This window comes from Pseudarthrobacter sp. N5, from assembly GCF_050157035.1.
Classification (GTDB): Bacteria; Actinomycetota; Actinomycetes; order Actinomycetales; family Micrococcaceae; genus Arthrobacter.
Genome location: NZ_CP189593.1, coordinates 2,630,149 through 2,649,424, shown reverse-complemented (window position 1 = coordinate 2,649,424; position 19,276 = coordinate 2,630,149). Strand labels below are relative to the sequence as shown.

At 64.4% G+C, this 19,276-nt stretch carries 15 protein-coding genes; 12 read left to right on the top strand and 3 right to left on the bottom strand.

Going from position 1 to position 19,276, the window contains the following annotated elements:
• Window positions 1-163 precede the first annotated feature (163 nt).
• Entirely contained in the window at window positions 164-1,945 is a 1,782-nt protein-coding gene (locus ACQCST_RS12805) for a dynamin family protein (RefSeq protein WP_426996140.1), read from the top strand.
• The gene (locus ACQCST_RS12800) at window positions 1,942-3,561 is read left to right on the top strand and encodes a GTPase (RefSeq protein WP_426996139.1); all 1,620 of its coding nucleotides are present in this window, start codon (window positions 1,942-1,944) and stop codon (window positions 3,559-3,561) included. Before ACQCST_RS12805 ends, ACQCST_RS12800 begins: the two co-directional genes overlap by 4 nt.
• Window positions 3,562-3,595: 34 nt before the next feature.
• Here the strand turns inward: ACQCST_RS12800 and ACQCST_RS12795 are convergent, their stop codons facing one another.
• Both ACQCST_RS12795 and ACQCST_RS12790 read right to left on the bottom strand, forming a co-directional pair.
• Window positions 3,596-4,132, bottom strand: coding sequence for a DUF1697 domain-containing protein (locus ACQCST_RS12795; RefSeq protein WP_426996138.1), 537 nt, complete (start codon window positions 4,130-4,132; stop codon window positions 3,596-3,598).
• Window positions 4,133-4,197: 65 nt separating this feature from the next.
• Window positions 4,198-4,917, bottom strand: a complete 720-nt coding sequence (locus ACQCST_RS12790) for an IclR family transcriptional regulator (RefSeq protein WP_426996137.1) — start codon at window positions 4,915-4,917, stop codon at window positions 4,198-4,200.
• Window positions 4,918-5,028: 111 nt separating this feature from the next.
• Here ACQCST_RS12790 and leuC point away from each other — a divergent pair, with 111 nt between their 5' ends.
• The 6 genes from leuC to ACQCST_RS12760 all read left to right on the top strand — a co-directional run bounded on the left by leuC (window position 5,029) and on the right by ACQCST_RS12760 (window position 11,562).
• A complete protein-coding gene (gene leuC / locus ACQCST_RS12785; RefSeq protein WP_426996136.1) occupies window positions 5,029-6,483 on the top strand; it encodes a 3-isopropylmalate dehydratase large subunit in 1,455 nt (484 codons plus the stop codon).
• A 22-nt stretch (window positions 6,484-6,505) separates the two neighbouring features.
• Complete coding sequence (gene leuD / locus ACQCST_RS12780) at window positions 6,506-7,108, top strand: 3-isopropylmalate dehydratase small subunit (RefSeq protein ID WP_426996134.1); 603 nt, start codon at window positions 6,506-6,508, stop codon at window positions 7,106-7,108.
• A gap of 132 nt (window positions 7,109-7,240) precedes the next feature.
• Complete coding sequence (gene murA, locus ACQCST_RS12775; protein WP_426996133.1) at window positions 7,241-8,566, top strand: UDP-N-acetylglucosamine 1-carboxyvinyltransferase; 1,326 nt, start codon at window positions 7,241-7,243, stop codon at window positions 8,564-8,566.
• A 10-nt stretch (window positions 8,567-8,576) separates the two neighbouring features.
• Window positions 8,577-9,371: a lysophospholipid acyltransferase family protein gene (locus ACQCST_RS12770; RefSeq protein ID WP_426996132.1), complete on the top strand. Its 795-nt coding sequence runs from the start codon at window positions 8,577-8,579 to the stop codon at window positions 9,369-9,371.
• The gene (locus ACQCST_RS12765) at window positions 9,368-10,420 is read left to right on the top strand and encodes an NAD(P)H-dependent glycerol-3-phosphate dehydrogenase (RefSeq protein ID WP_426996131.1); all 1,053 of its coding nucleotides are present in this window, start codon (window positions 9,368-9,370) and stop codon (window positions 10,418-10,420) included. The genes ACQCST_RS12770 and ACQCST_RS12765 overlap by 4 nt, the downstream gene beginning before the upstream one ends.
• A 26-nt stretch (window positions 10,421-10,446) precedes the next feature.
• The gene (locus ACQCST_RS12760; RefSeq protein ID WP_426996130.1) at window positions 10,447-11,562 is read left to right on the top strand and encodes a D-alanine--D-alanine ligase family protein; all 1,116 of its coding nucleotides are present in this window, start codon (window positions 10,447-10,449) and stop codon (window positions 11,560-11,562) included.
• Window positions 11,563-11,577: 15 nt separating this feature from the next.
• Here the strand turns inward: ACQCST_RS12760 and ACQCST_RS12755 are convergent, their stop codons facing one another.
• A complete protein-coding gene (locus tag ACQCST_RS12755) occupies window positions 11,578-12,087 on the bottom strand; it encodes a DUF3515 family protein (RefSeq protein WP_426996129.1) in 510 nt (169 codons plus the stop codon).
• Window positions 12,088-12,251: 164 nt separating this feature from the next.
• Here ACQCST_RS12755 and ACQCST_RS12750 point away from each other — a divergent pair, with 164 nt between their 5' ends.
• Genes ACQCST_RS12750 through ACQCST_RS12735 form a run of 4 tightly spaced genes read left to right on the top strand, consistent with a single transcriptional unit; the run spans window position 12,252 to window position 19,256 of the window.
• Window positions 12,252-14,876 (top strand): hypothetical protein, encoded by a 2,625-nt coding sequence (locus ACQCST_RS12750; protein WP_426996128.1) that lies wholly within the window; start codon window positions 12,252-12,254, stop codon window positions 14,874-14,876.
• A gap of 34 nt (window positions 14,877-14,910) precedes the next feature.
• Window positions 14,911-15,936: a thiamine-phosphate kinase gene (gene thiL, locus ACQCST_RS12745; RefSeq protein WP_426996127.1), complete on the top strand. Its 1,026-nt coding sequence runs from the start codon at window positions 14,911-14,913 to the stop codon at window positions 15,934-15,936.
• Between the two features lie 22 nt (window positions 15,937-15,958).
• Window positions 15,959-16,978, top strand: coding sequence for a DAK2 domain-containing protein (locus ACQCST_RS12740; protein WP_426999174.1), 1,020 nt, complete (start codon window positions 15,959-15,961; stop codon window positions 16,976-16,978).
• On the top strand, window positions 16,968-19,256 hold the full coding sequence (locus tag ACQCST_RS12735) for an ATP-dependent DNA helicase RecG (protein WP_426996126.1): 2,289 nt from the start codon (window positions 16,968-16,970) through the stop codon (window positions 19,254-19,256). The genes ACQCST_RS12740 and ACQCST_RS12735 overlap by 11 nt, the downstream gene beginning before the upstream one ends.
• The last annotated feature ends 20 nt before the right edge of the window (window positions 19,257-19,276 follow it).

Genomic DNA, 19,276 nt, shown 5'->3' with positions numbered 1-19,276 from the left:
CTTCGTGGTTGCGCCGATCGCAGCTGTTTTCGCCACGGAAGGAGCCTGGATGAATGCGCCGGCTTACTTCTGTTCCTTGCGGCTGCATCCGGCTTCGCATCGTCACTGGCACACCTGCCGTTGTGCACCGCGGAAATGCTTCCCTAACTGGCATGATGATGCTGTGACCTTCCATGACAAGCCTGTGAGTGCGGGCGGCCCATCGCAGAAACCGGCGGCCGCTGCGGCCGTCGCCTTGCTTGAAGCGGTGCACCGAGATCTGGCGGCAACAACGCTTCCCTTGGCGCTGCCCGGCACGGAACAGGCTCGTTTGGACATCCGGAACTCGATGTCTCAGCTGGATGACTACATTCTGCCGCGGTACCGCAGCCTCGACGCTCCGCTTCTTGCCGTCGTCGGAGGTTCCACAGGGGCCGGGAAATCCACACTGGTGAATGCGCTGGTTGGCCACCCCGTCACCCGGGCCGGAGCCATCAGACCCACAACGCGGCAGCCCATCCTGCTCCACCATCCTGCCGATGTCCGCTGGTTCGAGGACCAGCGTGTGCTGCCGAGCCTCAGCCGGATCAAGGGCACCGTGGTGGACACACCGGTGCCGGCCCACCTGGCCGGGGCGACACCGGACGCTGCTTCCATCTCCTCGATGATGCTTCTTAGGGACCCCGCGGTACCGGAGGGCATCGCGCTGCTGGACGCCCCCGACGTCGACTCTATCTCCGACGATAACCGGAAGCTTGCAGGCCAGTTGCTGGCCGCCGCGGACCTCTGGGTATTTGTGACAACAGCCAACCGATATGCGGACGCCGTCCCCTGGAAGCTGCTGCTGGACGCCGGGTCGCGGGACATCATGGTGGCCGTGGTGCTGGACCGTGTGCCGCCCGCCGCTGAGGTGGAAGTCAGTACTGACCTTCGGGCCATGCTGACGCAGGAAGGCCTCGGCGAAGCAAGGCTGTTCATTGTGCCAGAGGTCCCGCTGGACCGGCTGGGCATGCTGCCATCCGGGGCGGTGGAGCCGCTGCGGCTGTGGCTGAAAGAACTTGCCGCAACCGCCGCCGGCCGGGCAGAGATAGCGCGGCGAACTCTCAACGGCACGGTCAAGGCGCTGGGCGGCCGGGTCCGTGCAGCGGCGCAGGCCGCGGAGGAACAGCAGCATGCCGCCCAGCTACTCGGCCAGGACGCCCGGGATGCCTACGCGGACGCGGTGACGCGGATCCTTGACGCCACCAAGGACGGTGCGCTTCTCCGCGGCGAGGTCCTGGCGCGCTGGCAGGATTTCGTGGGAACAGGGGAATTCTTCCGGAATCTGGAACAGAACATAGGCCGTCTGCGGGACCGGGCGGGCGCCTTTTTCCGGGGCGAACCCATGCCGGCCGTCAAGGTGGAAACCGCCATTGAGACCGGCCTCCAGGCTGTCATTATTGATGAGGCCGCCAACGCCGCCGAAGATACGGACCGGCGCTGGCGGTCCGATCCGGCAGGTCGCCAACTCCTCTGCGCTGAAGACCTCTCGGGGACAAGCCCCGGCTTTGCCGACAAGGTGGCCGCCGAGATCCGGGCGTGGCAGGGCGCCCTGATGGAACTGATCAGTACAGAGGGCCAGGGCAAACGCACCCAGGCGAGATGGCTGTCCTTCGGGATTAACGGCCTGGGCACCGCGCTGATGATTGTGGTGTTTTCCATGACAGCGGGGCTCACAGGGCTTGAGATCGGTGTGGCGGGAGGAACCGCCGTCGTTGGCCAGAAACTGCTGGAAGCAGTGTTCGGTGAAGACGCTGTCCGGCGGCTCGCGCAGAAGGCACGGGATGACCTTCATACCCGATGCCAGAGGCTTTTGGAGGCCGAGCAGCAGCGCTTCCTGGGCCTCCTGGAGACCGGGGGCCAGGAAACTGCGGCGGCACTTGCGGGCCACGTCAATGCGCTGAAGCTGCTGGCGGAGCAGGCATGAGCCGGCATGGCGTGGCACGGGAGGCTTCGCAGCTGCACCGCAGGCTGGAAGCATTAAACGCCGCCCGTGAGCTCGCTGAGGGTGTTCTGCCCGAGGAATCCCTGGACGGTGTGTTCCAGGTTCTGGAGCGCGCCAGTTCGCGCCGGTCCCTGTCCGCTGACCACACCGTCGTCGGCTTCTTCGGGGCAACCGGGAGCGGGAAGTCCTCACTATTCAACGCCGTGAACGGTGCGGAAATCGCTACGGCGGCAGCGCGTCGCCCCACCACATCGGAACCTTTGGCCAGTGTCTGGGGAACGGACGGCAGCGAGCCGCTGCTGGACTGGTTGGAGGTCCGCAGCCGGCACCATGCCGGACCAGTGGCAGGGTTCGCCGACGAAGCCACCGGTCTGATTCTCCTTGACCTGCCGGACTTCGACTCCACGCGGGCAGCAAACCGGGAAATCGTGCAGCGGATAGTGGGCATGGTGGATGTCCTGGTCTGGGTCCTCGATCCGCAGAAGTACGCTGACGCCGCTGTCCACAATGATTTCCTCACCCCGCTGTCATCCCATGGTGCCGTCACCTTGGTGGTGCTTAACCAGATCGACCGGCTGCCCGAAGCGGATATCAAGCCTGTTTTGGAATCGCTGAAGGGGATCCTGGCCCGGGACGGACTGGGCAAGGTGCAGGTCCTGGGGGCTTCCGCACTGGTTGGTACCGGGGTGGACCGGGTCCGCTCCGCGATCCGGCAGGTGGTGACCCGGCGCGAGGCTCTGTCCCAACGGCTGGCTGCCGACGTGGCGAGGGCTTCCGGGCAGTTGCGGGACGTGTCCGGCGATGGCGAGGCCGCGGGTGTGAAGCCCGGCAGCAAATCACGGCTGGCTGATGAACTCGCCACGGCAGCCAACGTCCCGTTGGTCGTTGACGCCGTTCAACGGTCCTACAAGCAGGAATCCATCCGCCGCACAGGCTGGCCAGTGACACGGTGGCTGATCAGATTCAGACCTGACCCGCTGCGCCGACTCAATCTGCGCCGCGATGGATCAAAGGCCGAAGTCAACCGTACGTCGTTGCCGCCCGCGGGTGCCCGGGAGCGGGCACGCACCGATGCGGCCGTCCGCGAATTCGCCGAGGCAGCAAGTCTCGGGGCGCCCGGGCCGTGGCGTGCCGCCATCAGGGGCGCGGCCCGGGAAGGCAAGGAGCAGCTTCCCGATGCCCTGGACCAGGCAATTGCCGGTACAGAGCTGAACGCCGGGCGGAAGTCCTGGTGGTGGGGTGTCTTCAACATCATCCAGTGGCTGGCCCTGCTGACAGCCGTGGGCGGCCTCGGCTGGCTCGGCGTTCTGGCTGTGCTCGGCTATCTGCAGATGCCTGTTCCGGAGGTGCCACGGGTGGAAGGATGGCCGATTCCCACGCTCATGATTGCCGGGGGAGTGGTGCTAGGCATATTCCTTGCCGTCACGGCGAAGTTCATTTCAGCAGGAGCCGCAAGGTCGCGCGCAGCCGCTGCACGGAAACGGCTGAGGGCCGCGGTGGCGGCGGTGGCGGAAAAATCGGTGGTGGAACCACTGGAGGTCGAAGTGAGCCGGCTTAAGTCCTTCAATGCGGCGCTCAAGGCTGCCGGCGGCAAATAACCGTTCCCGGCAGTTTTCTACAGAGCCGCCGATCCTAGCGTGTCGTGGCGGCGTCCCGGACCTTGATCATGGTCCGGAGGTTCCGGGTTGTTGTGCTGGCCTTGAATTTGGGTTTGGCTGAAATCTTGCTGAAGGGACTGTCCAGCGTGCCACCCACGGGCGCCAGCCAGGCCATAGCCTCCGGCCCCAGCCTCTCCTGTTGAGCCCCGTGCAGGGCATCCCCTGCTGCGAAGAGTTCGTCGAGCATGGCAGGATCCGAGGCAAGGGTGACGTAGCTATGCGTGGTTTTGTCGTCAGAGGGGTAGGAACAGGAATCGATGAGTTCGGCGACGCGGGCTGCCGGAAGCACTACCACCCAGGCATCGTAACCGAAGGATTTCCGCAGGCACGCTTCGATTTCGTCTTTGACGGCAGAAGCGCCATGGTCACTGTGCAGGACCACGTTTCCGCTTGCCAGGAGGGTTTTCACTCCGGAGAACGAGGGCGTTTGCAGGGCCTCCCTGAGGTCTGCCATTTTGATGTTGATGCCGCCCACGTTGACGCCGCGGAGAAACACTGCGTAGCTGTCCATGCGGAAAGCCTACCCGCGTGCACATCCGTCCGGCGGAACCCCAACGGTGCGGAGCGTACAAAGGCTCAGTCGTTGTTATTGCGCAGCGCCTCAGTGAGGATGCGGGCCGCGTTGCAAACCACCTCCGCATGGAGCCGGCCCGGCTGGCGGGTCAGGCGCTCAATGGGACCGGAAATCGATACGGCCGCAATGACGCGGCCGGACGGTCCGCGCACGGGTGCAGAAACGGAGGCGACCCCCGGCTCACGTTCGCCGAGGCTCTGGCCCCAGCCCCGCCGTCGTACTCCTGCCAGTACGGTGGGCGTGAAACGCGCCGCCTGGAGCCCTTCGAGCAGACGGTCGTGGTCCTCCCAAGCCAGCAGCACCTGCGCCGCAGATCCGGCTTTCATGGACAGCTGGGTACCCACCGGGATGGTGTCGCGCAGACCGATAGGGCGCTCAGCGGAGGCGACGCACACACGCCAGTCGCCCTGACGCCGGAAGATCTGGGCGCTTTCGCCCGTGGCGTCGCGGAGTTGCATCAGCACGGGCCCTGCCGAGGCGATCAGCCGGTCCTCGCCGGCGGCGGAAGCGAGCTCCACGAGGCGGCTGCCGAGCACAAACCTGCCCTGGATGTCCCGGCTGACCAGCCGGTGATGGACCAGGGCCAGGGCCAGCCTGTGTACGGTTGGCCTGGCCAGTCCGGTGGCAGCAACCAGCTGCGCCAGAGTGGTGGGGCCGGCCTCAAGTGCGTCAAGCACATGGGCCGCTTTATCTATGACACCGACTCCACTAGAATTGTCCATGTAATGATATTGCCGTCTCAATATCTGAGATGCAAGTTGTTTCGCTGGCTTATTCCACGGCTCTGCTGATTCAGTGGATACATCAGCCAACAGCAGTGAAGGGAGATGGCCATGGCAAATACATTGGCCGAGAAAGTCTGGGACGCGCACGTGGTGCGCAAAGGCGACGGCGAAGGTGCCAATGCCCAGCCCGATCTTCTCTTCATCGACCTGCATCTGGTCCACGAAGTCACCTCCCCGCAAGCATTCGAAGGTCTACGCCTGGCCGGCCGCAAGCTGCGCCGCCCGGACCTGACAATCGCCACGGAGGACCACAACACTCCCACGCTGAACATCGACAAGCCAATTGCCGATCTCACCAGCCGCACGCAGATCCAGACACTGCGCAACAACTGCCAGGAATTCGGCGTGCGCCTGCATTCACTGGGTGACGCCGAGCAGGGCATCGTCCATGTGGTGGGCCCCCAGCTGGGACTGACCCAGCCGGGCATGACGGTGGTCTGCGGCGATTCGCACACTTCCACCCACGGGGCATTCGGCGCGCTCGCCATGGGCATCGGAACGTCCGAGGTGGAGCACGTCATGGCCACGCAGACGCTGTCCCTGAAGCCGTTCAAGACCATGGCTATCAACGTTGAAGGAACCCTGCGGCCGGGCGTCACGGCCAAGGACATCATCCTGGCCGTCATCGCCAAGATCGGCACCGGCGGAGGCCAGGGCTATGTCCTGGAATACCGGGGTTCCGCTATCCGTGCGCTCTCCATGGAAGCCCGGATGACCGTCTGCAACATGTCCATTGAGGCTGGTGCCCGCGCCGGACTGGTTGCTCCGGACCAGACCACCTATGACTACATGCACGGCCGCCCGCACGCGCCGGAAGGCGCCGAGTGGGACGCCGCCGTGCAGTACTGGGACACGCTCCGGACCGACGACGACGCCGTGTTTGACGTCAGTGTTGACCTCGACGCCAATACCCTGGAACCGTTCGTCACCTGGGGCACCAACCCCGGACAGGGCGTCTCGCTCTCATCCAAGGTGCCTTCACCGGAGGACTTCGGCGATGAAAACGCCAAGGCTGCCGCGGAGCGGGCACTGCAGTACATGGACCTGGCGCCCGGAACTCCGATGAAGGATATCCGGGTGGATACCGTCTTCCTGGGTTCCTGCACCAACTCACGCATTGAGGATCTCCGGGTGGCCGCGGACATCATCCGCGGACGTGAAAAGGATCCGAACATCCGCATGCTGGTGGTCCCTGGATCAGCCCGCGTCCGGCTCGAGGCCGAGGCCGAGGGACTCGATAGGGTGTTCAAGGACTTTGGCGCCGAATGGCGGTTTGCCGGCTGCTCCATGTGCCTGGGCATGAACCCGGACCAGCTGGAGCCGGGGGAGCGCTGCGCCTCTACGTCCAACCGGAACTTCGAAGGACGCCAGGGCAAGGGCGGCCGCACGCACCTGGTCTCGCCGGTGGTGGCCGCTGCCACGGCGATCCGCGGAACCCTGAGTTCGCCGTCGGACCTTGATCCGGCACCGGAATCCGCAGCCATCCACACAGACGCCGCCTGACCGATTCACCGAGGAAGACTCCATGGAAAAGTTCACCACCCACACCGGAATCGGCGTCCCGCTGCGCCAGAGCAACGTTGACACGGACCAGATCATTCCGGCCGTGTACCTCAAGCGCATCACGCGCACCGGATTCGAGGACGCCTTGTTCTCGGCCTGGCGCAAGGATCCCGCGTTCATCCTCAACCAGGCGCCCTTCAACGTGGGCTCCGTGCTGGTGGCCGGCCCGGACTTCGGCACCGGTTCATCACGCGAACACGCCGTCTGGGCGCTGAAGGACTACGGATTCAAAACGGTACTTTCTTCCCGCTTTGCGGATATTTTCCGCGGCAACTCGGGCAAGCAGGGACTGCTGGCTGCCGAACTCGCCCAGGATGACATCGAGCTCATCTGGAAGGTCCTGGAGAACGCTCCTGGAACCGAGGTCACAGTGGACCTGGTCTCCAAGACCGCCATCTGCGGCAACATAGTGGCGCCTTTTGAGATTGATGACTACACCCGCTGGCGCCTGCTGGAAGGCCTCGATGACATCGGACTCACCCTGCAGCACGAGGAAGACATCACTGCGTACGAGGCGACCCGCCCGTCCTTCAAACCGAAGACCCTGCCCGCGAAGCTTTCGTAGCCTGCGCCTGGCCCGCGCCTCATTCACCGCTGGCCTGGCGGCCCGGCCATTTCGGTTCGGTAACACTACCTCCTATGCTTAGCGGGAGCCTTTTTAAGGATTCTGGGGCTAGTAGTCGTAAGGAAGCCGTATATGAGTAGTGTTCTGACAATCCGCGGAGGCGTCCCGCTTACAGGCCGTGTCACCGTGCGCGGGGCCAAGAACCTCGTTCCCAAAGCGATGGTGGCGGCGTTGCTGGGCAACGAACCGTCAGTGTTGCGGAACGTCCCGGAGATCAAAGATGTTGAGGTAGTCACGAGCCTCCTCCAGCTCCATGGCGTGACCGTGGAGAAGGATCCTGTATCGGGGGACCTTACGCTGGATCCCAAGAACGCCAAGACGGCGCCGAGCACTGCCATCGACGCCCACGCAGGCGATTCACGAATCCCGATCCTGCTGTGCGGACCGTTGATGCACGCAATCGGCGAGGCGTTTATCCCGGATCTGGGCGGCTGCAAGATCGGCGACCGGCCCATCGATTACCACCTCAATGTGCTCCGGCAGTTCGGCGCTGTGGTGGAAAAGCGCCCAGGCGGCATTCACATCTCAGCACCCAAGGGGCTTCATGGTGCCAAGATCTCCCTGCCCTACCCCTCGGTGGGGGCGACCGAACAGGTGCTGCTGAGCGCCACCCGCGCGGAAGGAATCACCGAGCTTTCCGGTGCGGCTACCGAGCCTGAGATTGTGGATCTCATTGCCGTGCTGCAGAAAATGGGTGCCATCATCAGCGTCCAGACGGACCGCACCATCCGCATCGAAGGCGTCCGGGATCTAGGTGGCTACAACCACCGGGCACTCTCGGACCGGAATGAATCGGCGTCCTGGGCTTCGGCCGCACTGGTCACCCGGGGTGACATCTTTGTTGAAGGTGCTTCGCAGCGGGACATGATGACGTTCCTTAACACCTACCGCAAGGTGGGCGGCGGTATGGACATCGGCGATGACGGCATCCGTTTTTACCACCACGGCGGCAAGCTCAACCCCTTGGTGCTGGAAACCGACGTTCACCCCGGCTTTATGACTGACTGGCAGCAGCCCCTGGTGGTGGCACTGACGCAGGCTGAGGGTGTTTCGATCGTTCACGAGACCGTGTACGAGAACCGCTTCGGCTTTACCGAGGCCCTGATCCGGATGGGCGCGAACATCCAGGTGCACCGCGAATGCCTGGGCAGTGTGCCTTGCCGCTTCGGCCAGCGGAACTTCCTGCATTCCGCAGTTATTTCCGGGCCCACTCAGCTCAAGGGCACGGATATTGACGTCCCGGATCTGCGCGGCGGCTTCAGCCACCTTATTGCTGCCTTGGCGGCTACGGGAACGTCACGCGTGACCGGGATTGACATCATCAACCGCGGCTACGAGCGGTTTACTGAAAAGCTTGCCGGCCTGGGCGCGGATTTCGACATCTCCTCCGTAAAGTAGCGGTGCCCACGTGAAGGAATCGGCCAGGAGCCGTATCACGTTTGTGATCATTGCAGCGATCGCGCGGTCGTCGCTGAACCTGATGATGAACAGGAAGTGGGAGGGCACGGAGAAGCTGCCTGCCGGCGGTTTCATCGCCGCACCTAACCACTGCACGGAGATTGACCCCCTGATTGTGGGGCACATGCTCTACAACCAGAACCGGGCTCCGCATTTCCTGGCGAAGGCTGGGCTCTTCAAAGTGCCAGTCTTTGGGGCTATTCTGCGCGCCACCAAGCAGATCCCGGTGGAACGTTCGACGGCGGGCGCGAACCGCTCGCTGCAGCTCGCCCAGGAGATAGTGGACGAAGGCGGGGCGATCGTCATCTACCCGGAAGGCACATTGACCCGGGACCCGGACCTCTGGCCGATGAAGGGCCATACCGGCGCCGCACGACTGGCCTTGGAAACAGGAATACCCGTTGTGCCGATAGCCCACTGGGGCGCTCACGAGGTCTTTCCCCGGTACGCCAAGAAGTTCTACCTGTTTCCGCGGAAGACGTCCCGTCTGGTTATCGGTGATCCGGTGGATCTCAGCGCTTTCGCCGGGCGGCCCATGGATAAAGCCACGCTGACGGCTGCGACAGAAGTGATCATGGTTGCTGTAACTGGCCTGTTGGCCACGCTGCGGGGCGAAGAACCGCCAGCCGAGCGGTGGGATCCCTCCGCTCATAATCAGGCGAAACACGGGCGCTTTATGGAGCGCGGTAAATCCAACGGCGGTACTGCTGCAACAAACGACAATATTGGGGACAGCACCGAATGACGGCCAATCTAAAACGAGGATCATCTGCCACCAATGTGGCGATCCTCGGAGCAGGCTCTTGGGGGACTACCTTCGCCAAGATCCTGGCCGACGCAGCAACGGCCGCTGGAGTGGAACGCCGCATCCGGCTCTGGGGCCGGCGGGCCGAAGTGGTAGCCCAAATCAACAGTCTTCACCGCAATACGCAATATCTGAACGACGTGGATCTTCCCCACAGCATCACCGCGTCCACGGACGTCGCCGAGGTCATCCCGGGAGCTGATCTGGTGGTGTTGGCCGTGCCGGCGCAGTCACTGAGGCTGCAATTGCGTGACTGGAAGCCCCTGCTGGGCTCCGGTGCCTTTGTGGTTTCACTCATGAAGGGCCTTGAGCTTGGCACCGACTCGCGTATGAGTGAGGTCATCAGCGAGGAACTTGGCATTTCCCCGGACCGGATTGCCGTCGTGTCCGGGCCCAACCTGGCCATGGAGATCGCGCGCGAAGAGCCCACGGCGTCCGTTGTGGCCTGTTCGGATTCCGACGTTGCCGGCTGGATTGCCCGGAGCTGCACCGCACCCTATTTCCGTCCGTACACAAGCCCAGATGTGGTGGGCGTGGAAATCGGCGGGATCGTCAAGAACGTCATCGCTTTGGCGGTAGGAATCTGCGAGGGAAAGCAGATGGGGGACAACACCAAGGCCTCCGTGATCACCAGGGGGCTGGCTGAAACGTCAAGGCTGGCGCTTGCATTGGGCGGGGAGGCCCACACCATGGCAGGCCTTGCCGGCCTGGGTGACCTCGTGGCCACATGTTCTTCGCCGTTGTCGCGGAACCACACCGCCGGCAGACTGTTGGGTGAAGGCTTCACCCTCGACCAGGTAACCGAAAAGATGACCCAGACTGCCGAGGGCATCAAATCGGGGCAGGCTGTCCATGAGCTCGCCGGGAAACTCGGCGTCGAAATGCCCATTACCGCAGCTGTGGTGGCAGTCTTGGCGGGGAAAATGTCCGTTGACCAACTGGGACCGCGCCTCCTGGCGCGGGAACTGAAATCCGAAGGCGACTACTGACAGTGTCGGCAGAAAAATTGACAGCGATGGGCCAGCCGAAACCGCGTGTCGCGGTCCTTTTTGGCGGGCGTTCCAGCGAGCACGCAGTGAGCTGCGTAACCGCAGCCGGTGTGCTTGGGGCAATCAACAAAGACAAGTACGAGGTCATCCCCATCGGGATCGCCAAATCAGGCCAATGGGTCTTGGCCACGGGGGACACCGAAAAGTGGTCACTGGCTGCGTCGTCCCTTCCGGAAGTGGCGCCGTCGTCCAGTACCGTGACCCTGGCCGAGATCGGCGGGGAGCACCAGCTGATCGTGGCGTCCCCCAATGAGGTTCCGCGGGAACTCGGCACCGTGGATGTTGTTTTCCCGCTGCTGCACGGGCCGTTCGGCGAGGACGGGACCATCCAGGGGCTGCTGGAGCTTTCCGATACGCGCTATGTCGGAGCTGGCGTACTGGCCTCTGCCGTTGGTATGGACAAGCACTTCATGAAGGTGGTGTTCGAGTCCGCAGGACTGCACGTGGGGCCGTACATTGCTGTTACGGACCGCCAGTGGCTCAAGGATCCGGAGTCTGTTCGCAAGCAGGTTGATCGGCTGGGGTTCCCTGTGTTCGTCAAGCCGGCCCGGGCAGGATCCTCCATGGGGATTTCCAAGGTGGACTCCCTGGAAGGGCTGGACATGGCCATCGAAGAGGCCCGCGCACACGATCTCAAGCTGGTAATCGAGGCTGGCATTATTGGCCGCGAAATCGAATGCGCCGTGCTTGAGGGCCGGGGAACCGATGCCCCCAGGACGTCCATGCCGGGTGAGATTTCGGTGGCCGTGGGCGAGCATGAGTTCTACGACTTCAACGCTAAGTACGTTGAGGAGGATGCCGCCGCGCTGAGCTGCCCGGCGAACATTCCCGAGGAAGCCATTACGCGGGTCCGCGAACTGGCTGCGGTGGCATTTGACGCTGTAGGCGCCGAAGGGCTCAGCCGGGTGGACTTTTTCTACACTCCGGATGGCGAGCTGATTATCAACGAGATCAACACCATGCCCGGCTTCACACCGAAAAGCATGTATCCGCAGATGTGGGCGGCTTCAGGATTGAACTATGCCGGGCTTATCGACGAACTCATACACCTGGCGCTGAACAGGAAGACCGGGCTTCGCTAGCCGGACCGTTGAGAACTACTTGCTGGCCGGCACGTCCTGCAGATCCTCCTGACCCACACACTTCCGGCTGGCCTTGATCTTGGCGGCGGCCGCAGACAGGTCGGCCAGCACGGTTGCAGAGCTGATCTTGTCCGGGTCCATCAGGATCTCGGTGGCGGGCTCGCGCCCAAACGTGGTCAGCGTCCACACCGGACTACCTTCCTTGATGACCCAGTCAATCCCGTTGACGCTCACACAGCGGTCCGTCGTGGGGCCCGGAACGTTGACGCCACAGCGGAGAATCACCTGGGAGGGATCACCCCAGGCAGCTGTTGCCTGGCTGTTGGTCTTGCGCAGTCCGGCGTCGCCGATCGCGTCGGGAAGGGCAACCATCATGGGAGCGCACGCCGGATTCGCGGCATCCTGGGCCGCCGTGACGTCGACGGCGGGGGAGCAGCTGGCAACGGTCACCGCCAGTGCGGCAAAGGCGCCTGCGGCGACGGCCCGCCGGAGCGCCGACGCAGGGTCTGCGGGGGAGTGAAGCATGCACCCATCTTTCCCGTTTCAGCGCGGCGGCGCCAGTCGCCGGAACGGCGCCGGCAGGATGGGTTGCTCCTGTTACCACAGGATTTGCCAAAGGGGCGCACATCCGGCCGTTTCCCCCTTATGATTGCCTCATCACTTCTGGTCTCACCCGTAAGCGAGCACACTTGAATAACTTCAAACGGACGGCCTTGCTGGTTGCGGTCGTTTTCCTCACGTCCGCACTGCCGCAAGCCGCGTTCGGGTCCTCGAATGCCGTGGCAAGCGTCCCATCGTCCTCGGTCACCCTGACGTCACCGTCGCGCGTCGGCGCAGTCAACGATCCGGGCACCCCGGCTCCGCTGGACGACTTCGTCAGGCCTCCGGTTCCGGAGCGTGGCACGTCGTTGGAATACACCTACGTGTCCTCGCCGCTTTCCGGCACGATGAAAACCACTCTGGTCACCGTGAAACTTGCGGACATGACGGTGGATCAGACCAACAGCGCAGTTCCCGTGGCTGCGGCCCGGGCGTCCCTGAACGCCTCCGCCGCTTACTGGGCGAGGCAGACCGCCAACCGGGTTGACATCTCGCTGGTCTCGTCACAGACAGCCTTCAGCTCGTCGGCCAGGTCAACGCAATCGCCGGCGGAGATTGCCGATATCGTGGCCAGCGAACTCGGCTGGGTCCAGACGGCCTACACCGCGCTGGTTATCTTCGTCCCCGGCGGCTACCTCAACAACGGTGCGGCCGGGATGACCTACAGCAACGGATCGTTCGGCGGACGCATTGTCATGCCCCAGAACAGCAGGCTCACCACGCCGGTGCTAACTCATGAATTCGGCCATGCCCTGGGGCTGGACCACGCCAACAGCTTGCAGTGCGGAAGCGGCGTAGCTGACGTGGGACCCGGCTCCTACGCAGGATTCGCTGACGCGAGCTGCAGCATCAGGGCCTACGGCGACAACCTTGACATCATGGGGATCTCGCATTACGACTACATGCCCGTGATCAGCTCCACCTTCTGGGAAATGGGCCGGTTCGGCTACGGCAACGAGATCTCCGACGCCGGAACCGTGACCGCCGCCAAAACCGTCACCCTCAAGCCGTGGGCCGGCGACGAAGCCGGACGTGCCACCAAATTCACCGACCCCAAATCGGGCGAAGTCTATTATCTGGAACTGCGGATTCCCATCGGCTACGACGCCGGGCTGGCCGTAGGCGGCAACCGGGGAGTCAAGATCACCCAGCAGGGCTCCGGAAACTCCTCCATCCTGCTGCCGTCGTCCACACTGCCGTTCACCGGCTACTACAGCAGCTCCCAGGCTTGGCAGGCAGGCAGTACCTTCACCACCCACACCGGCACCCGGGTGACCATCGAATCCGTGACTGATGCTGCCGCCGTCGTGACCCTGCGTCCGCAGGGCAAACCCGCCGTCGGGTACGCCGAATCGATGGCCATCAACAGCTCGGCGGACAAAGCATCCCTCGACGTACGTGGCTGGGCATTCGACGGCGCCGATCCGTCCGGGTCCTCGCAGGTCCACATTTACGTGACCGATCCAGGCGGCGTCCGGACGGGCTACGCCGTGGCCGCCAACCAGCCGCGGCCCGATGTCAATGCCGTCATGCAGGTGGCGGGCGACCACGGCTTCACGAAGTCGTTGGATCTGACCGCCGTGGGCACCTACAGCGTCTGCGTCTACGCGCTCGGCAGCGTGGAAACGGCAGACCTGGGCTGCCGGACGCTGTCACTCCCCGGATCCGCACCGCCGGTCGGCTACCTTGATTCGGTCTTCGTCGGGCTGTCCAACGGCAGCCCCGTACTCCGCGCTACCGGCTGGACGTTCGATCCCGGAACGCCTGCCGCCTCTATCCCTGTCCACGTCTATGTGACCGATCCCGCCGGGAAGACCACGTCCCAGCCCTTCACCGCTGACAGCCCGAGAACCGACGTCAATGCGATCATGGGAGTCTCCGGCAACCACGGCTACAGTGCGGAAATCCCCATCGCCGTAAGCGGGCAGTACACAGCCTGCGCCTACGGCCTTGCCGTTAGCCGCTTCAACCTCGGGAACAGCCTGCTGGGCTGCAAGTCCATCTCGGCTCAGGCGACGGCCGCCCCGATCGGATACCTCGATTCCACTGTCCTGAACAGCGCAAGCACTGCCGCCTCCATCACAGTCAGCGGCTGGTCGCTGGATCCGGGCACACCGTCTGCATCCATTCCGGTACACATCTACGTCACGGCGCCGGACGGGACCACCACCAGCACCGCGCATACGGCCAACCTGGTCCGCGCAGACGTCAACGCGGTCATGGGCACCGCCGGGAACCACGGCTACACGGCGGCAGTTCCCATCAATCAGCCCGGGACGTACCGGATCTGCGCCTACGGGTTGGCCGTCAGCGTGCTGCCCCTGGGCAACAGCCTGCTGGGATGCCAGAATGTGACGGCGGGGGCCACGCCGCCCCCGGTCGGGTACCTCGATTCCGCCAGGATCCGGACGGACGTCCAGGGTGCGACCCTAACTGCGGACGGCTGGACCCTTGATCCCGGTGTGCCGGCAGCAAGCATCCCGGTGCATCTCTACGTGACCTATCCTGACGGCAGCACCAGGGGCACCGCCTACATGGCCGACATGCCTAGGCCTGATGTCAACACCATCATCCAGGTGCAAGGTGACCACGGCTATAGCGAGACCATTCCCGTGACCCAGCGGGGAACGTACACTGTCTGCGCCTGGGGCCTGGGCGTGGCAGGGCTCTCCTCCGGGAACACTCAGCTTGCCTGCCGGCAGGCCACGTTCTGACAAGTATGTCAGTGCCGCGCTGTAGCCTAGTGCCGTGCCTGAAACACCATTGACTGCTGCCGATCTTTCCGAAGCCGGGCTCCTGGCCCGGATCTTCCCGCGCCTGGAAATGGGGGAGCGGCACAATGCGGCCACACTGCTGGGGCCTGGGGATGACGCGGCGGTCATCGCGGCGCCGGATGGCCGCACAGTCATCAGCATTGACACCCAGGTGGAGGACCAGGACTTCAGGCTCCACTGGAACAACGGCTACCGGACCACCGGTTTTGACGTCGGCTGGAAGTCTGCCGCACAGAACCTCAGCGACATCAACGCCATGGGTGCCACAGCAACGTCCATGGTGGTCAGCCTCACTATTCCACCGGCAACACCCGTCAGCTGGGTGGAGGACTTCGCAGACGGACTGACGGCCGGCATCCGGGAGCTCGGCGCGGCGGAGTGCTCGGTGGCCGGAGGCGATCTGGGCCGCGGACGGGAACTGGCCGTCACCGTGGCCGTGCTCGGAACGCTCAACGGGAAGAACGCCGTCCTGCGCTCCGGCGCCCGCCCCGGAGACACAGTGGCCCTGGCCGGGACCGTGGGCCGCGCCGCCGCCGGGCTGGCGTTGCTTGAATCAAAGCGGACGGTGGAATCGCTGAACACCGAACAGCGGGCCCTGATGGACAGCCAATGCAGGCCGGTGCCACCGCTGGCAGCTGGCCCGCTGGCCCAGGCCGCGGGCGCGACAGCCATGCTGGATATCTCTGACGGTCTGGCCCGCGACGGCGCGCGTCTGGCCGCCGCAAGCAACGTGATCCTGAACTTTGCGGAGGAGGAACTGAAACTACTGGCGGCTCCGCTGCTGCCGGCCTCGGAACTTCTGGGGGCGGATCCATTGGCCTGGGTGCTCGGCGGCGGTGAGGACCACGGACTTCTGGCCACATTCCCGGCAGCTAATCAGCTGCCGTACGGATTCACTGCGATAGGCTCAGTGGAAGCCCTTTCATCAACTGTACGCACGGGCATCATGATCGCGGGCCGGCCCGCCAACACCGGGGGATGGGACCACTTTGCAGACTAAAATTGCCGCCAACGCGCAAGCGATGAAGCGGTGGTTGGCGAAGGCCGAAACTGCGCTGGGAAACCACAGTGACCGGCTCAACGCCATCAATATTTTTCCTGTGGCGGACGGCGATACCGGCACCAACCTCTACCTCACTGTCCGCGCCGCCGCCGTGGCCCTGCGTGACACTGACTCCGACCAGAACGACGTCGGAGCCGTTCTGGCGAAGGCCGGCCAGGCGGCCATGGAGCAGGCCCGCGGGAACTCCGGAACGCTGTTCTCCGTTTTTCTCTGCGCCGCCGCCGAGCCGCTGGCCGGACGCACACGACTGAGCGCACCTTTGCTTGCCGCAGCCCTGAACCGGGCCCAGATCCGGGCCTGGTCGGCGTTGAGTGATCCCGTACCGGGAACCATGCTGTCCGTGATGGAAGCAGCGTCACTGGCCGCCGCGGCTGTAGACGCCGCGCAGCACGGTGATGACAGCAACCATGCGCTGGGACTGGCGCTGGACGCTTCCGTTGAGGCGGCCCTTGAGGCCGTAATCCGCACAGAAGCCCAGCTGGACGCCCTGCAGGCTGCCCATGTGGTGGACGCCGGCGGCGTAGGCATGCTGCTGATCCTTGACTGCCTGCGTTCCGCCGTCCTCGGTGAAGAGCTTCAGGCGGAGCTCCTGGACGGACTCCACGGCTATGACCTGCAGGACCGGCACATCCACACAGATATGCCGGACGACGACGGCGTGGAAGTCATGTGCACCATCAGCCTTTCGCCGCTGGATGCCGCCACATTGCGTCAGCGGCTGGACGAAATCGGAGAGTCCGTGATCATGAGCCAAGTGGGCGGCGCAGCGGACACCGGCGGCAGCTATCGCTGGCGGGTCCACGTCCATGTGCCCGACGCTGACCCAGCCGTCACCTTGATCCGCTCCCTTGGCGATCCCACTAACCTCAGCATCAGTGAACTCGCCCTGCCACGGGATCCGGAGACACGGGACCCGGGCGCCCGCAGTCCGGAGACCTATGCCTCGGAATCACTGACCCCCTACGGGCATGAGCGCTGAGCTTGACCTGGGCCTGGAACGCCGGATCGGCAAGCGTTCCTCGGCTGTTATCGAGAAACACCTCGGCATCACCACCGTGGGCGGGCTGCTTGATTATTTCCCACGCCGCTACCTGAACCGCGGCGAGCTGACGCCCATCAGCGCGGTGCCGCTGGATGAGGAAGTTACTCTGATCGCGCGCGTGGTGTCCAACAGCACCCGGCCGATGCGAGCCCGCCGCGGTTCCCTGACCGAGGTCGTGATTTCCGACGACGCCGGCACCCACGCCGGCACCCTCGCCGGCCACGGAAGCGGCGTCAGCGCGTCACCGTCAATAGATGTGCGCATGCCTGGCACCCTCAAGGTCAGTTTTTTCAACGGCTACCGTGCCAAGGCCGAACTCCAGCCAGGCCGCCGGGCCATGTTCTCGGGCAAAGTCACCCGGTTTGGCGGCAGCCTTGGCCTGACCAACCCTGACTTTCTGCTGCTGGACGAGGATCCGGACACGCCTGGCCTGGATCCGGAAAAGCTCGCGGCCATGCCCATACCCGTTTACCCGGCCACGGCCAAACTCACCAGCTGGTCCATCCAGAAGGTCATTTCCACCCTGCTGGACACCGTTGATCTGGACGTCCTGGCAGATCCGCTCCCGGATGAAATCTCGGCACGGGAGAAATTCCTGCCCGTGGCCGAAGCCTACCGCCTCATCCACACGCCACAGACGCCTGCGGACTGGCAGCGGGCCCGGGACAGGTTCAGGTACCAGGAAGCACTCGTGCTGCAGTCGGCGCTGGCCCGGCGCCGCGCCCAGCTGGCCGCCGAGGACGCCACTGCCCGGCGTCCGGTGCCCGACGGACTCCTGACCGCGTTCGACCGCCAACTGCCGTTCACCCTCACAGCCGGTCAGGCCGCAGTGGGCAAGACCCTGTCCGAAGAGCTGTCGCAGGACGGCCCCATGAACCGTCTGCTCCAGGGCGAGGTGGGTTCCGGAAAAACCATTGTGGCGTTGCGGGCCATGCTCCAGGTGGTTGATGCCGGCGGGCAGACAGCGCTCCTTGCCCCCACGGAGGTCCTTGCAGCCCAGCATTTCGACTCCATCCGGCGCACGCTCGGCCCGTTGTCCAAGGACGGGCTGCTGGGCGGATTCGGTGACAACGCCGTTCAGGTCACGCTTCTCACAGGGTCCATGCCCACGGCCGCACGCAAGCAGGCCATGCTGGATGCGGCTTCGGGCATGGCGGGCATTGTGATCGGCACCCATGCACTCCTGAGCGACAACGTCACTTTTTACGATCTCGGCCTGATCGTGGTGGATGAGCAGCACCGCTTCGGAGTGGAACAGCGCGACGTCCTCCGCGCCAAGGCCAGCAAACCTCCCCACCTGCTGGTGATGACCGCCACCCCCATCCCCAGGACCGTCGCCATGACCGTCTTCGGCGACCTCGAAACGTCCGTCCTCGACGAATTGCCGGCGGGGCGTGCTCCCATCACCACCCATGTGGTGGGGCTTGTGGAAAACCCGGGCTGGGCGGGCCGGATCTGGTCACGGTCGCGGGAAGAGATCGACGCCGGTCATCAGGTTTATGTTGTCTGCCCCAAGATCGGTACGGACGACGACGGCGATTTCAGTCCCGGTGAGGCGGAACCCACCGCTGCGGAACTGGAGGGGGACGGGGCTGCGCGCGAACTGGCGTCGGTGACCGCCGTCGTCGAACAGCTCCTGCAGGAGCCGGCCTTGGCGGGTGTCCCGTTGGCGCCACTGCACGGGCGGCAGGATCCTGGGCTCAAGGCACAGACCATGGCGTCCTTCACCGCCAACCAGACCAAACTGCTGGTCTCCACCACCGTGATCGAAGTGGGTGTTGACGTGCACAACGCCACCCTGATGGTCATTCTGGATGCGGACCGCTTCGGAATTTCCCAGCTCCACCAGCTCCGCGGCCGGGTGGGCCGCGGCGGGCTGCCCGGTACCTGCCTGCTCGTGACCACCCTTGAGCCCGGCCATCCCAGCAGGCGCCGCCTTGACGCCGTCGCCGCCACAACGAACGGATTCGAACTCTCGCAGGAAGACCTCAAACTTCGGCGCGAAGGCGACATCCTGGGGGCATCGCAATCAGGGGGACGGTCCACGTTGAAACTGTTGCGCGTGCTCGAGCACGAGGACATTATTGCCCGCGCCCGCAAAGACGCCCAGGCGATTGTAGCCGGGGATCCGTCACTCGCCCGCCACCCCGCCCTGGCCGTTGCCATCGATGAATACCTGAACCCTGAGAAGGAGGCGTTCCTTGAACGCGGTTAGCGCAGTGCGGGCCCTGGATG